Annotated in this window: 13 protein-coding genes and 1 tRNA gene; 4 read left to right on the forward strand and 10 right to left on the reverse strand. The window is 70.6% G+C overall.

The window, feature by feature from the left end:
- The first annotated feature begins 217 nt into the window (after positions 1–217).
- Positions 218–979 carry a response regulator transcription factor gene (locus R2D22_RS22085; protein WP_318106334.1) on the forward strand — a complete coding sequence of 254 codons (762 nt, stop codon included), beginning with the start codon at positions 218–220 and terminating at the stop codon, positions 977–979.
- Here the strand turns inward: R2D22_RS22085 and R2D22_RS22090 are convergent.
- Positions 938–1,435, reverse strand: a complete 498-nt coding sequence (locus R2D22_RS22090; protein WP_318106336.1) for a MarR family winged helix-turn-helix transcriptional regulator — start codon at positions 1,433–1,435, stop codon at positions 938–940. The genes R2D22_RS22085 and R2D22_RS22090 overlap by 42 nt on opposite strands.
- Before the next feature lie 96 nt (positions 1,436–1,531).
- Here R2D22_RS22090 and R2D22_RS22095 point away from each other — a divergent pair, with 96 nt between their 5' ends.
- A complete protein-coding gene (locus R2D22_RS22095; protein WP_318106337.1) occupies positions 1,532–2,350 on the forward strand; it encodes a trans-aconitate 2-methyltransferase in 819 nt (272 codons plus the stop codon).
- Entirely contained in the window at positions 2,350–2,718 is a 369-nt protein-coding gene (locus tag R2D22_RS22100; protein ID WP_318106339.1) for a VOC family protein, read from the forward strand. The genes R2D22_RS22095 and R2D22_RS22100 overlap by 1 nt, the downstream gene beginning before the upstream one ends.
- A 51-nt stretch (positions 2,719–2,769) precedes the next feature.
- Here R2D22_RS22100 and R2D22_RS22105 read toward each other — a convergent pair whose 3' ends face one another.
- Positions 2,770–3,444 (reverse strand): TetR family transcriptional regulator, encoded by a 675-nt coding sequence (locus tag R2D22_RS22105; RefSeq protein WP_318106341.1) that lies wholly within the window; start codon positions 3,442–3,444, stop codon positions 2,770–2,772.
- Positions 3,441–4,406: an acyl-CoA desaturase gene (locus R2D22_RS22110; protein ID WP_318106343.1), complete on the reverse strand. Its 966-nt coding sequence runs from the start codon at positions 4,404–4,406 to the stop codon at positions 3,441–3,443. The genes R2D22_RS22105 and R2D22_RS22110 overlap by 4 nt, the downstream gene beginning before the upstream one ends.
- A 241-nt stretch (positions 4,407–4,647) precedes the next feature.
- Between R2D22_RS22110 and ppc the strand changes: the two genes are divergently transcribed.
- Positions 4,648–7,377 (forward strand): phosphoenolpyruvate carboxylase, encoded by a 2,730-nt coding sequence (gene ppc, locus R2D22_RS22115; RefSeq protein ID WP_318106345.1) that lies wholly within the window; start codon positions 4,648–4,650, stop codon positions 7,375–7,377.
- Positions 7,378–7,445: 68 nt separating this feature from the next.
- On the opposite strand, the gene R2D22_RS22120 is transcribed toward ppc, so the two are convergent.
- The 7 genes from R2D22_RS22120 to R2D22_RS22150 all read right to left on the reverse strand — a co-directional run bounded on the left by R2D22_RS22120 (position 7,446) and on the right by R2D22_RS22150 (position 13,419).
- Complete coding sequence (locus R2D22_RS22120) at positions 7,446–8,144, reverse strand: LPXTG cell wall anchor domain-containing protein (protein ID WP_318106347.1); 699 nt, start codon at positions 8,142–8,144, stop codon at positions 7,446–7,448.
- Positions 8,145–8,281: 137 nt separating this feature from the next.
- Positions 8,282–8,725 carry a hypothetical protein gene (locus R2D22_RS22125; protein WP_318106348.1) on the reverse strand — a complete coding sequence of 148 codons (444 nt, stop codon included), beginning with the start codon at positions 8,723–8,725 and terminating at the stop codon, positions 8,282–8,284.
- A 39-nt stretch (positions 8,726–8,764) separates the two neighbouring features.
- On the reverse strand, positions 8,765–9,361 hold the full coding sequence (pth, locus tag R2D22_RS22130; protein ID WP_318106351.1) for an aminoacyl-tRNA hydrolase: 597 nt from the start codon (positions 9,359–9,361) through the stop codon (positions 8,765–8,767).
- Between the two features lie 92 nt (positions 9,362–9,453).
- Positions 9,454–10,053 carry a 50S ribosomal protein L25/general stress protein Ctc gene (locus tag R2D22_RS22135; RefSeq protein WP_318106352.1) on the reverse strand — a complete coding sequence of 200 codons (600 nt, stop codon included), beginning with the start codon at positions 10,051–10,053 and terminating at the stop codon, positions 9,454–9,456.
- A gap of 639 nt (positions 10,054–10,692) precedes the next feature.
- Positions 10,693–11,667, reverse strand: a complete 975-nt coding sequence (locus tag R2D22_RS22140) for a ribose-phosphate diphosphokinase (protein WP_318106354.1) — start codon at positions 11,665–11,667, stop codon at positions 10,693–10,695.
- Between the two features lie 121 nt (positions 11,668–11,788).
- The gene (gene glmU / locus R2D22_RS22145) at positions 11,789–13,234 is read right to left on the reverse strand and encodes a bifunctional UDP-N-acetylglucosamine diphosphorylase/glucosamine-1-phosphate N-acetyltransferase GlmU (protein ID WP_318106355.1); all 1,446 of its coding nucleotides are present in this window, start codon (positions 13,232–13,234) and stop codon (positions 11,789–11,791) included.
- Positions 13,235–13,348: 114 nt separating this feature from the next.
- Positions 13,349–13,419: transfer RNA gene (locus R2D22_RS22150), tRNA-Gln, on the reverse strand.
- Positions 13,420–13,424 lie beyond the last annotated feature (5 nt).

Below are 13,424 nucleotides of genomic sequence, written 5' to 3' on the forward strand. Positions count from 1 at the left end.
GGCCGACTTGAGCGAAACCTGCGCTACCGGCGGCCTCCACCCGTACTCTGATGCGCAGCGCCGGTGGGGGCCGGTGCTGATCAGGGGGCGAGAAGCGTCGGGTACGACGCCCAGGGCGGGGTAACAGTCACTGCACGGCGGCGGCCGTGTGCTGTGACGGACCCGCCCCGGCGTCGTGCCCGCGCCGGTCTTGGTTCCTCGACGCTTGGGGGTGTCCGTGGTCCGTATCCGGGTCCTGGTGGTGGACGACCACCGCATTTTCGCCGAGTCGCTCGCCGCGGCCCTCGCGGCCGAGCCGGACGTCGACGTCGCCGCCGCGGGAAGCGGCCCGGCGGCGCTGCGCTGTCTGGACCGCGCGGCCGGCGAGGGCCGCCGGTTCGACGTGCTGCTCGTCGACGCCGACCTCGGCGTCATGGGAGCGCCGGCCGTCGCCCGCGCCGTGCCGGACGACGGCGAGGCCGCCGTCGACGGCATCTCGCTGGTGGCCGGGGTGCGTTCGGCCCAGGCGGGCGTCCGCACGATCGTGCTCGCGGAGAAGGACGACCCGCGCCGGGCCGCCCTCGCGCTGCAGGCCGGGGCCTGCGGCTGGGTCGCCAAGGACTGTTCGCTGCAGCGGCTGCTGGCGGTGATCCGGGGCGTCCTGCGCGACGAGACGCATCTGCCGCCCGCGCTGCTCACCGGCGTCCTGCGGGAGTTGACGGCGGCCCGCAAGCACCGCACCGAGAGCGAGCAGTTGGTGGAGTCGCTGACCCCGCGCGAGCGCGAGGTGCTGCGCTGCATGGTGGCCGGCCTCGGCCGCAAGGCGGTCGCCGAGCGGCTGTTCCTCTCCCCGCACACGGTCCGCACGCACATGCAGAACGTGCTGGGGAAACTGGGCGTGCACTCCACGCTCGCGGCGGTCGCGCTGGCCCGCCGAGCGGGCGTCGGACCGGCCGAGCTAGCCGGGGACGTTGTCGAACGGGGCGGTCAGCTGGCGTAGCAGGCCGGCCAGATCGCCGCGCTCGGCGCGCGAGAGCTGGGCGAGGATGGCGCGCTCCTGGGCCAGCAGTCCGGCCAGCGCCTGGTCGGCGCGGTCGCGGCCCTCGGTGGTCAGCCGGACGAGGACGCCGCGCCGGTCGCTGGGGTCCGGGAGCCGCTCGACGAGGCCCTTCTTGGCGAGCCGGTCGATCCGGTTGGTCATCGTGCCCGAGGTGACCAGCGTCTGGGTGAGCAGCTGGCCAGGGGAGAGCTGGTACGGGGAGCCGGCGCGGCGCAGCGACGTCAGGACGTCGAACTCCCAGGGCTCCAGGTTGTGCTCGGAGAAGGCGAGCCGACGGGCCCGGTCGAGGTGGCGGGCGAGCCGTGAGACGCGGCTGAGCACCTCGAGCGGTTCCACGTCGAGGTCCGGGCGCTCGCGGCGCCATGCAGCGACCAGACGGTCGACCTCGTCCTCCATGACGATCAGTGTAGAGGGTCTGTTGACATAAAGTCTGTTGACGTGAAGTATCTTGATATCGAGATAAGTGCTGAGCACTCGTGAGGGAGCACACCCATGCGTTCCGCGCCGATCTGGGATCCGCAGCAGTACCTCCGCCACTCCGGACACCGCACCCGCCCGTTCCTCGACCTGCTCGCTCGCGTCCCCGAGCTGCCGAACGGCCCGCACCCGGCCCGCATCGCCGACGTGGGCTGCGGCGCCGGCAACGTCACCGTCCTGCTCGCCGACCGCTGGCCCGACGCCCGCATCACCGGCCTCGACCTCTCGCCGGAGATGCTGCGGCAGGCCGAGAAGGACTTCGCCGGACCCACCCCGGGCGGCGGCTCGCTCGACTTCCGCACCGCCGACGCCGCGGACTGGACGCCGGACGAGCCGTACGACCTGATCGTCTCCAACGCCGCACTCCAGTGGGTGCCCGGCCACGCCGAGTCCTTCGCCGCCTGGATCGCCGGCCTCGCCCCCGGCGGCGTGTTCGCCTTCCAGGTGCCGAACAACTTCGACGCGCCCAGCCACACCCTGCTCGCCGAGCTGCGCGACTCCCCGCGGTGGCGGGCCCGCCTCGGCGCGCCGAGCCGCGCCACGGACGTCCTCGCCCCGGCCGAGTACCTGAACCGGCTCGTCGATCTCGGCTGCGAGACCGACGTCTGGGAGACCACCTACCTGCAGCTGCTCACCGGCGACGACCCCGTCCTCGACTGGGTCAAGGGCACCGCCCTGCGGCCCGTGCTCACCGCCCTGGAGGGCGACGAGGAGGCCGCCGACGCCTTCCTCGCCGAGTACCGGGACCGGCTCCGCGAGGCCTACCCGGCCGGCCCGCACGGCACCGTCTTCCCGTTCCGCCGGCTGTTCGCCGTCGCCCGCAAGGAGATCTGATGCTGACCGCCGTCGACCACGTCCAGCTCGCCGCCCCGCCCGGCAGCGAGGACGCCCTGCGCGCCTACTACACCGGCGTCCTCGGCATGACCGAGATCCCCAAGCCGCCCGTGCTCGCCGCCCGCGGCGGCTGCTGGTTCGCCGCCGCCGGCGGGGCCGTCCAGCTGCACCTGGGCGTCGAGGACGACTTCCGGCCCGCGAGGAAGGCGCACCCGGGCCTGAGGGTCACCGCCATCGACGCCTACGCCGCCCGACTGGAGGAACGCGGCGCCGACGTCGTCTGGGACGACAACCTGCCCGGACACCGCCGCTTCTACTCCGAGGACCCGGTCGGCAACCGGCTGGAGTTCCTGGAGCCGGTGAACTGAGACGCGAAAGGGGCCGCCGCACGTCACGTGCGACGGCCCCGCGTCCGTCCGTCAGGCCTTGCGGTGACCTATCAGCCGGGGCTTCTGCTCCATGCCGTCCAGGCCGTGCCACGCCAGGTTCACCAGATGCGCCGCGACCTCCGCCTTCTTCGGCTTGCGGACGTCCAGCCACCACTGGCCGGTCAGCGCCACCATGCCCACCAGCGCCTGCGCGTACAGCGGCGCCAGCTTCGGGTCGAACCCGCGGGCCTTGAACTCCAGGCCCAGGATGTCCTCCACCTGCGTGGCGATGTCGCTGATCAGCGACGCGAACGTGCCCGTCGACTGCGCCACCGGCGAGTCACGCACCAGGATCCTGAACCCGTCCGTGTACCGCTCGATGTAGTCGAGCAGGGCGAACGCGGCCTGTTCGAGCAGCTCCCGCGGATGCCCCGCGGTCAGCGCCCCGGTCACCATGTCGAGGAGCTGGCGCATCTCCCGGTCCACGACGACCGCGTACAGGCCCTCCTTGCCACCGAAGTGCTCGTACACCACCGGCTTGGAGACGCCGGCCTTCGCCGCGATCTCCTCCACCGACGTGCCCTCGAAACCCTTCGCGGCGAACAGCGTGCGGCCGATGTCCAGCAGCTGTTCCCGGCGCTCCGCGCCGGTCATCCGGACCCTGCGCCCCCTACGGGGCTTGTCACCGCTGCTGATACCGCCGTCGCTCGCCACGTCCTCCATCATGCCGCGTCGGCGGACGCGGCCCGGCGGCGGGCTTCGATGCGGGCCTGCGCCGGCCAGCGCACGTCGTACGCCCAGCCCAGCTTCTCGAACCAGCGGATCAGCCGCGCGCTGGAATCGACCTGCCCGCGCAGCACGCCGTGCCGCGCCGACGTCGGCTCCGCGTGGTGCAGGTTGTGCCACGACTCGCCGCACGACAGCACCGCCAGCCACCACACGTTGCCCGAACGGTCACGGGACTTGAACGGGCGCTTGCCGACCGCGTGGCAGATCGAGTTGATCGACCAGGTCACGTGGTGCAGCAGCGCCACCCGGACCAGCGACCCCCAGAAGAACGCGGTGAACGCGCCCCACCACGACATCGTGACCAGACCGCCCACCACCGGCGGGATCGCCATCGACACGATCGTCCACACCACGAACTGGCGAGAGATCGCCACCAGCGCCGGGTCCTTGATCAGGTCGGGGGCGTACTTGTGCTGCGGCGTGCGTTCCTCGTCGAACATCCAGCCGATGTGCGCCCACCACAGGCCCTTCATCAGCGCCGGAACCGTCTCGCCGAACCGCCACGGCGAGTGCGGGTCGCCCTCCGCGTCGGAGAACTTGTGGTGCTTGCGGTGGTCGGCCACCCAGCGCACCAGCGGCCCCTCCACCGCGAGCGAGCCCATGATCGCCAGCGCGATACGCAGCGGGCGCTTCGCCTTGAAGGAGCCATGCGTGAAGTAACGGTGGAAGCCGATCGTGATGCCGTGGCAGCCGATGAAGTACATCGCCGTCATCAGGCCCAGATCGAGCCAGCTCACGCCCCAGCCCCAGACCAGCGGCACCGCCGCGAGCAGAGCCACGAACGGCACCGTGATGAAGAGCGACAGCGCGATCTGCTCGACCGAGCCTTTCCGATCCCCGCCCAGCGTTGCGGCGGGAAGATCCGGGGCAGGGTCGAGCACCTGGGGGCTGGAGGTCATGGGTGGGTCCCCTGGGGGGTGAAGGAGGAAGAGCCGGACGCCTGGCCGCGGCCCTGGTTACGGGTGCGTAACCTACGGCGACGTAAGTATGTCAGCGCCGAGGCGCGCGGCAAGAGGGCACAAGCGGGCCCGTGCACTGCGTGACCGGAGCGGGCACCTATCCTGGGTGCGTCGGACAGCGCGGTCCGCAGCCTGAAGGAAACCCTCCAGACGTGCTCAAACACTGCAAGGAGCCGCACCTGTGAGCAGTGCCGACCAGACCCCCTCCGCCGCCGCCGAGCTGCGCGCCGACATCCGCCGACTGGGCGATCTGCTGGGCGAGACCCTCGTCCGGCAGGAGGGCCGCGACATCCTCGACCTCGTCGAGAAGGTCCGCCGCCTCACCCGCGAGGACGGCGACGCAGCCGCAGCCCTGCTGGGCGACACCGACCTGGAGACCGCCGCCAAGCTGGTGCGCGCCTTCTCCACCTACTTCCACCTGGCGAACGTCACCGAGCAGGTGCACCGCGGCCGCGAGATGCGCGAGAAGCGCGCCGCCGAGGGCGGCCTGCTCGCCCGCACCGCCGACATGCTCAAGGACGGCGACCCCGCGCACGTACGCGAGACGGTCAAGAACCTCAACGTCCGGCCCGTCTTCACGGCCCACCCCACCGAGGCCGCCCGGCGCTCCGTCCTCAACAAGCTACGCCGCATCGCCGCCCTCCTGGAGACCCCGGTCATCGAGGCCGACCGGCGCCGCCACGACCTCCGGCTCGCCGAGAACATCGACCTCGTCTGGCAGACCGACGAACTCCGCGTGGTCCGCCCCGAGCCCGCCGACGAGGCCCGCAACGCGATCTACTACCTCGACGAGCTGCACGCCGGCGCCGTCGGCGACGTCCTGGAGGACCTCGCCGCCGAGCTGGAGCGGGTCGGCATCGAGCTGCCCGCCGGCACCCGCCCGCTCACCTTCGGCACCTGGATCGGCGGCGACCGCGACGGCAACCCCAACGTCACCCCCGCCGTCACCCGGGACGTGCTGATCCTCCAGCACGAGCACGGCATCGGCGACGCCCTCGCCATGATCGACGAGCTGCGCGGACTGCTGTCCAACTCCATCCGCTACGCCGGCGCCACCGAGGAACTGCTGACCTCCCTCCAGGCCGACCTGGACCGGCTCCCGGAGATCAGCCCCCGCTACAAGCGCCTCAACGCGGAGGAGCCGTACCGGCTCAAGACCACCTGCATCCGGCAGAAGCTCCTCAACACCCGCGAGCGCCTCGCCCAGGGCACCCCGCACCAGGACGGCCGCGACTACCTCGGCACCGCCGAGCTGATCGCCGACCTCACCCTCGTCCAGGAGTCCCTGCGCGCCCACCGAGGCGGCCTGCTCGCCGACGGCCGGCTCGACCGGGTCATCCGTACCCTGTCCGCCTTCGGCCTCCAGCTCGCCACCATGGACGTCCGCGAGCACGCCGACGCCCACCACCACGTCCTCGGCCAGCTCTTCGACCGGCTCGGCGAGGAGTCCTGGCGGTACGCCGACATGCCGCGCGACTACCGGCAGAAGCTCCTCGCCAAGGAGCTCCGCTCGCGCCGCCCGCTCGCCCCCACGCCCGCCCCGCTCGACGCGGCCGGGCAGAAGACCCTCGGCGTCTTCCACACCGTCAAGGAAGCCTTCGAGCGGTTCGGCCCCGAGGTCATCGAGTCGTACATCATCTCGATGTGCCAGGGCGCCGACGACGTCTTCGCCGCCACCGTCCTCGCCCGCGAGGCCGGACTGATCGACCTGCACGCCGGCTGGGCCAAGATCGGCATCGTGCCGCTCCTGGAGACCACCGACGAGCTCAAGGCCGCCGACGTCATCCTCAACGACATGCTCGCCGACCCCTCGTACCGCCGCCTCGTCTCGCTCCGCGGCGATGTCCAGGAGGTCATGCTCGGCTACTCCGACTCGTCGAAGTTCGGCGGCATCACGACCTCCCAGTGGGAGATCCACCGCGCCCAGCGCCGGCTCCGCGACGTCGCCCACCGCTACGGCGTCCGGCTGCGCCTCTTCCACGGCCGCGGCGGCACCGTCGGCCGCGGCGGCGGCCCCTCGCACGACGCGATCCTCGCCCAGCCCTGGGGCACCCTGGAGGGCGAGATCAAGGTCACCGAGCAGGGCGAGGTCATCTCCGACAAGTACCTCATCCCGTCGCTGGCCCGGGAGAACCTCGAACTGACCGTCGCGGCCACCCTGCAGGCCTCCGCGCTGCACACCGCGCCGCGCCAGTCCGACGAGGCCCTGGCCCGCTGGGACGCGGCCATGGACACCGTCTCCGACGCCGCCCACACCGCGTACCGCAAGCTGGTCGAGGACCCGGACCTCCCGACGTACTTCCTCGCCTCGACCCCCGTCGACCAGCTCGCCGACCTGCACCTGGGCTCGCGGCCCTCCCGCCGCCCCGGCTCGGGCGTCTCCCTCGACGGACTGCGGGCCATCCCGTGGGTGTTCGGCTGGACCCAGTCCCGGCAGATCGTCCCCGGCTGGTTCGGCGTCGGCTCCGGCCTCAAGGCGCTGCGCGAGGCGGGCCTCGACGGCGTGCTCGGCGAGATGTACGAGAAGTGGCACTTCTTCCGCAACTTCCTCTCCAACGTCGAGATGACGCTGGCCAAGACGGACCTGCGGATCGCCCGCCACTACGTCGACACCCTCGTACCCGACGAGCTCAAGCACGTCTTCGACGCGATCGAGGCCGAGCACGCGCTCACCGTTGCCGAGGTGCTGAAGGTGACCGGCGGCGAGAAGCTGCTCGACTCCAACCCGGTGCTCCAGCAGACCTTCTCGATCCGCGACGCCTACCTGGACCCGATCTCCTACCTCCAGGTCTCGCTGCTCGCCCGCCAGCGGGCCGCGGCCGAGCGCGGAGAGGAGCAGGACCCGCTGCTGTCGCGGGCGCTGCTGCTCACCGTGAACGGCGTCGCGGCCGGCCTGCGCAACACCGGCTGACGGGCCCCGGAACGCGAAGTGCCCCCACCGGCCCGGCCGGTGGGGGCGCTGTCGTCCTCCTACGGGGTTCAGCCCTGCGCGGCCTTGCGGCGGCGCGTCACCAGGAAGCCACCGACACCCGCGAGGGCGACGGCAGCCGCGGCGATGATGCCGACCGGGGCGGACGAGCCGGTCTCGGCCAGGTCGCCCTCGGCGTCCTTGCTGTCACCGTTGCCACCGGTGGACTGCTCGCCCGGGGCACCCGGGGTCGGGGACGCGGAGCTGCCGGGCTCGCCCGGGGTGGTGGGCTCCTCGCCGGGCTTCGTGGGCTCCTCGCCCGGGGTGGTGGGCTCCTCGCCCGGCTTGGTCGGCTCCTCGCCGGGGGCGCAGTCGACCCAGAACGCCTTGTGCTTGCCGGCGCCGTTCTCGTTGTCGAACTTCCAGGTCAGCTTGTAGTGGCCGTCCGGAAGGGACAGGTCGGCGGTCCGCTCGTGGCCCGAACCGTCCAGGGTCAGGGAACCCGAGGTGCCCTCGAGGTCCTTGGTCGGGGCGTGGCCCTTGATCGTCCAGTCGACCTTCTGCGCACCGTCGAACTTGAAACCGTCGAGGTAGAACGTGCACACGTGCGGCTCGTTCTTCATGAGCTCTTCGCCGGTCTTGGCGTCGTGAATCTTCACGGTGCCGTTGTCGCCCTTGGGCTTACCGGTCGCGGAGGCGGTGGGGGCCAGCAGAACGGTCGCCGACAGAGCGGCGACGACGGCGCAGGCGGGGATGAGGGTACGTCGCATATGGGCTGTCCATCTGAGAGATGAAAAGGATGCCGTGGGGGGTAGCGGAGGCAGCCTATCCGTCGCCTTAAGTCACTCTTAACCCAAGGGCCTATAACAATCTCGCCAGTTGGCGAGAACCTATTGGCGAGAACCTCTCAGAGCGCGAAGAACGTTCCCAGCAACAGCACCCCGCCGGCCGCCGCCACCGACCACGCCGTACGGGTCATCCGCAGCCCGCCGCCGATCACCAGTGCCGCCAGCAGCAGCGCGCCGCCCAGCGGCACCCAGGCGTGGAACCCGCCCGCCCAGCCCGCCCGGACCGCCTCCTCCGTGCCCGGCTTCACCACCACCGGCACCTTCTGGCCCTTACCCGCCGCGACCGAATGCGCGATGGACAGCGTCGTGTGCTGGGAGGGAGGACTGGCCGGAACATAACGGCCGCTGCACATCTCCTCGTTGCAGCCGGTCACCGTCAGCGTGCCGTGCTCACGCCCCTTCGACAGCAGGACGTGCTGCGCCGTCCCCCACGACGACCAGGCGCCCGCGACCACGAGCAGCAGGGCGACCAGGGCCATGGCGGCGTTACGAGCGTGCGTCATGACCCGCGATCGTACAGTCGTACCGATGCTCGGGGTCGATCAGGAGTTGTACGCCGACTGCGCCCGCTCCAGACCCTCCGCCACCAGGCACTCCACCGAATCGGCGGCCCGGTCCACGAAGTAGTCGAGCTCCTTGCGCTCCGTCGACGAGAAGTCCTTCAGCACGAAATCCGCGACCTGCATCCGGCCCGGCGGACGCCCGATCCCGAACCGCACCCGGTGGTAGTCCGCGCCCATCGCCTTCGTCATCGACTTCAGACCGTTGTGCCCGTTGTCCCCGCCGCCCAGCTTCAGCCGCAGCACGCCGTAGTCGATGTCCAGCTCGTCATGGACCGCCACCACGTGCGCCGTCGGCACCTTGTAGAAATCCCGCAGCGCCGTCACCGGACCGCCCGACAGATTCATGTACGACATCGGCTTCGCCAGGATCACCCGCCGGTTCGCCGGCCCCGGCGGACCCATCCGGCCCTCCACGACCTGCGCCTGCGCCTTCTGCGCCCGCTTGAACTTCCCGCCGATGCGCTCTGCCAGCAGGTCCGCCACCATGAACCCCACGTTGTGCCGGTTCGCCGCGTACTCCGGCCCGGGATTGCCGAGGCCGACGATCAGCCAGGGGGCGTTCGCGTCGGTCGTCATGTGGGTCGTCTCCTCGTGTCCGTACGAGCATAGGAAACGGGGTGACGAGCCGTACGGCCCGTCACCCCGTCACGTCAGGCAGAGCCTACGGCTCAGGCCTCGGCGCCCTCGGCGGCCTCGCCCTCGGCGGCCTCGGCAGCCGGCTCCTCGGCCTGCGCGGCCAGGATCTGGATGGCGACGGCGTCCTCGTCGGTGACCAGGGTGGTGCCCTTCGGCAGCGCGATGTCCTTGGCGAGGATGGAGGCACCGGCCTCCAGGCCCGCGATGGAGACCGTGACGGACTCGGGGATGTGGGTGGCCTCGGCCTCGACGGAGAGGGTGTTGAGGACGTGCTCCACGAGGAAGCTGCCCGGGGCGAGCTCGCCCTCGGTCTCGATGACGACCTCGACGGTGACCTTCTCGCCGCGCTTCACGAGCAGCAGGTCGACGTGCTCCAGGAAGCCCTTCAGCGGGTCACGCTGGGCGGCCTTCGGGATCGCCAGCTCCTGGCCCTTGCCCTCGATGTCCAGGGACAGCAGGACGTTCGGGGTGCGGAGCGCGAGCTGGAGCTCGTGGCCCGGCAGGTTCAGGTGGATCGGGTCCGAGCCGTGACCGTAGAGAACGCCCGGAACCTGGCCGGCGCGACGGATCTTGCGGGCGGCGCCCTTGCCGAACTCGGTGCGGACGGAAGCGGCGAGCTTGACCTCGGACATGTGCACTCCTCGTAGACGGTGACGAAAATCAGTGGTCACCCGGCCACGACTGGCGATGGCCTGCTACGAAGAGCGCGTCGATAACGGACCGCCGATCCGCAGAACGCGGACGGCCTCCCTCGCCGAGCAACTACGGCAGTCTACCGGCCGACCGCCGTCGCACCCAATTGGATCACCCGGTCCTCCGGGCGGGGTCCTCCCGGTGGCCTCATCAACTGCGTCATCGGAGCGGCAAGCGGACCGACCAGGCGTCGAAACCGGGCGGTCCAGGGAGAAACCACGTCGCGGGCGTCGACAGAAGACGCCACCTCGCGACGGAGGAGACATGCTCAGGAGAACCGGCCCCCTGGTCCCTTCTACTTCTTCCCCTTCAACGGGCAGACGAGGAGAGGGAACACGACGGTCACCGTGCCCGACGGGCGGTACGTCATGCGGCTCACCGTCCTCAAGGCGCTCGGCACCGAAGCGGCCGACACCGAGACCTGGACGTCGCCGACGTTCACCATCGACCGCCCCTAGGACGAAACCCCGCACGGGGCGAAACAGTAAGGGCCACTCCCCTGGGGGAGTGGCCCTTACTCATGTCACGACAGTGGCTGAATCACGCCCCTGCGACACGTGATGCCGATCCGGATCGGCTCAGTGCTCCTCGAAGAGGCTCGTCACCGAACCGTCCTCGAACACCTCACGCACCGCGCGCGCGATCGTCGGAGCGATCGACAGCACCGTGATCTTGTCCAGCTCCAGCGCACCCGGCACCGGCAGCGTGTCCGTGAACACGAACTCGCTCACCTTCGAGTTCTTCAGGCGGTCCGCCGCCGGACCCGACAGGATGCCGTGCGTCGCCGTCACGATGACGTCCTCCGCACCGTGCGCGAACAGCGCGTCCGCCGCGGCGCAGATCGTGCCGCCCGTGTCGACCATGTCGTCGACCAGGACACAGACGCGGCCCTTCACGTCACCGACGACCTCGTGGACGGTCACCTGGTTGGCGACGTCCTTGTCACGACGCTTGTGCACGATCGCCAGCGGCGCGTCCAGACGGTCGCACCAGCGGTCGGCGACCCGCACGCGGCCGGCGTCCGGGGAGACGATCGTCAGCTTCTCGCGGTCGACCTTCGCACCCACGTAGTCCGCCAGGACCGGCAGGGCCGACAGGTGGTCCACCGGACCGTCGAAGAAGCCCTGGATCTGGTCCGTGTGCAGGTCCACGGTCAGGATCCGGTCCGCACCCGAGGTCTTCAGCAGGTCCGCGACCAGACGGGCCGAGATCGGCTCACGACCACGGTGCTTCTTGTCCTGACGGGCGTAGCCGTACGACGGGATGATCACCGTGATGCTCCGCGCGGAGGCGCGCTTCAGAGCATCGATCATGATCAGCTGCTCCATGATCCACTTGTTGATCGGAGCCGTGTGGCTCTGGATCAGGAAGCAGTCCGCGCCACGAGCCGACTCCTGGAAGCGGACGTAGATCTCGCCGTTCGCGAAGTCGAAAGCCTTGGTCGGCACGAGGCCGACACCCAGCTGGTGCGCGACCTCCTCGGCCAGCTCGGGGTGGGCGCGGCCGGAGAAGAGCATCAACTTCTTCTCGCCGGTCGTCTTGATCCCGGTCACAGCACTGTCTCCTCAGACGTGTCTCCGGCCGCGAAACACGAGCGTCCCTTGCGCGTGCGCGAGCCGGCCGAATTTGTGTGCACGTATCACGGTACGCCGAGTTCGACGTACCCGTTTCCGGTCAGCCTTCGCCGGCGGACTCCTCGGCGGCCACCTGAGCGGCCTGGGCGGCGGCGCTGCCCGGACGCTTCCGGGCCACCCAACCCTCGATATTCCGCTGCTGGCCACGGGCGACGGCCAGCGCACCCGCCGGAACGTCCTTGGTGATCACCGAACCCGCGGCGGTGTACGCACCGTCCCCGACCGTGACAGGCGCCACAAACATGTTGTCCGAACCGGTCCGGCAGTGCGACCCGATGTTCGTGTGGTGCTTCTTCTCGCCGTCGTAGTTCACGAACACGCTCGCGGCGCCGATGTTCGAGTACTCGCCGATCGTCGCGTCACCCACGTACGAGAGGTGCGGGACCTTGGTGCCCTCGCCGATCGAGGCGTTCTTCGTCTCGACGTAGGTGCCGATCTTGCCCTTGGCGCCGAGGTTCGTCCCCGGACGCAGGTACGCGAACGGCCCCACGGAGGCGTTCTCGCCGACCACCGCGGAATCGGCGACGGTGTTGTCCACCCGGGCGCCCGCGCGGACCGTCGTGTCCTTCAGGCGCGTGTTCGGACCCACCTCGGCGTCCTCGCCGATGTGCGTCGCGCCCAGCAGCTGCGTACCCGGGTGGATCAGGGCGTCCCGCTCGAACGTCACGGTCACGTCGACGAACACGGAGGACGGGTCGACGACGGTGACACCGGCCGTCATGGCCCGCTCGAGCAGCCGCCGGTTCAGCAGGCCACGGGCCTCCGCGAGCTGCACCCGGTTGTTGATCCCGAGGATCTCCCGGTGGTCGCCCGCGACCGAGGCGCCCACCCGGTGGCCGGCCTCACGCAGGATCGACAGCACGTCGGTGAGGTACTCCTCGCCCTGGCTGTTGTCCGTCCGCACCTTGCCCAGCGCGTCGGCGAGCAGCTGCCCGTCGAACGCGAACACGCCCGAGTTGATCTCCTTGATCGCGCGCTGCTCGTCGGAGGCGTCCTTGTGCTCCACGATCTCGGTGACGGCGCCGGAGGCGTCGCGCACGATCCGGCCGTACCCGGTGGAGTCCGGGACCTCGGCGGTCAGCACGGTCACGGCGTTGCCGTCGGCGGCGTGCGTCGCGGCGAGCGCCTGCAGCGTCTCGCCGGAGAGCAGCGGGGTGTCGCCGCACACGACGACGACGGTGCCGTCGGGGGCCTGGCCCAGCTCCTCGAGCGCCATCCGCACCGCGTGCCCGGTGCCGTTCTGCTCGTACTGCACGGCGGTACGGGTACCGGCGTAGTACGCGTCGAGGTGCGCGGACACCTGCTCGCGGGCGTGCCCCACGACGACGACGAGGTTCTCGGGGTCGAGCTCCCGAGCTGCGGAGACGACGTGTCCGACGAGCGAACGCCCGCAGATCTCGTGGAGGACCTTGGGAGTCTTCGACTTCATACGGGTGCCTTCACCCGCTGCGAGTACGACGACGGCGGCCGGGCGTGTGGCGCTCACGGAAATGCCCTTCGGCTTCGGGTGGTGGACACCCGAAGGATACCGGGGGGTGCCGGCTCGCAAATGAGTGCGGGTCCCGACCGGTGAGGTCGGGACCCGAACTGAGCATGTGTGCTCCCGGGGGAGGACTCGAACCCCCATGATCAGAACCAAAATCTGACGTCTTGCCCTTAGACGACCCGGGATTACC

The sequence above is a fragment of the Streptomyces sp. HUAS YS2 genome, assembly GCF_033343995.1.
Taxonomy (GTDB): domain Bacteria; phylum Actinomycetota; class Actinomycetes; order Streptomycetales; family Streptomycetaceae; genus Streptomyces; species Streptomyces solicathayae.

What these genes read in the sequence shown, in the direction of transcription:
- pth (WP_318106351.1), bottom strand. Translation starts at nt 9,361, where the DNA reads ATGACGACCGACGCGAACGCCCCCTGGCTGATCGTCGGCCTCGGCAAT.
- R2D22_RS22095 (WP_318106337.1), top strand. Translation starts at nt 1,532, where the DNA reads ATGCGTTCCGCGCCGATCTGGGATCCGCAGCAGTACCTCCGCCACTCC.
- R2D22_RS22090 (WP_318106336.1), bottom strand. Translation starts at nt 1,435, where the DNA reads ATGGAGGACGAGGTCGACCGTCTGGTCGCTGCATGGCGCCGCGAGCGC.
- R2D22_RS22100 (WP_318106339.1), top strand. Translation starts at nt 2,350, where the DNA reads ATGCTGACCGCCGTCGACCACGTCCAGCTCGCCGCCCCGCCCGGCAGC.
- R2D22_RS22105 (WP_318106341.1), bottom strand. Translation starts at nt 3,444, where the DNA reads ATGATGGAGGACGTGGCGAGCGACGGCGGTATCAGCAGCGGTGACAAG.
- R2D22_RS22135 (WP_318106352.1), bottom strand. Translation starts at nt 10,053, where the DNA reads ATGTCCGAGGTCAAGCTCGCCGCTTCCGTCCGCACCGAGTTCGGCAAG.
- R2D22_RS22110 (WP_318106343.1), bottom strand. Translation starts at nt 4,406, where the DNA reads ATGACCTCCAGCCCCCAGGTGCTCGACCCTGCCCCGGATCTTCCCGCC.
- R2D22_RS22125 (WP_318106348.1), bottom strand. Translation starts at nt 8,725, where the DNA reads ATGACGCACGCTCGTAACGCCGCCATGGCCCTGGTCGCCCTGCTGCTC.
- R2D22_RS22120 (WP_318106347.1), bottom strand. Translation starts at nt 8,144, where the DNA reads ATGCGACGTACCCTCATCCCCGCCTGCGCCGTCGTCGCCGCTCTGTCG.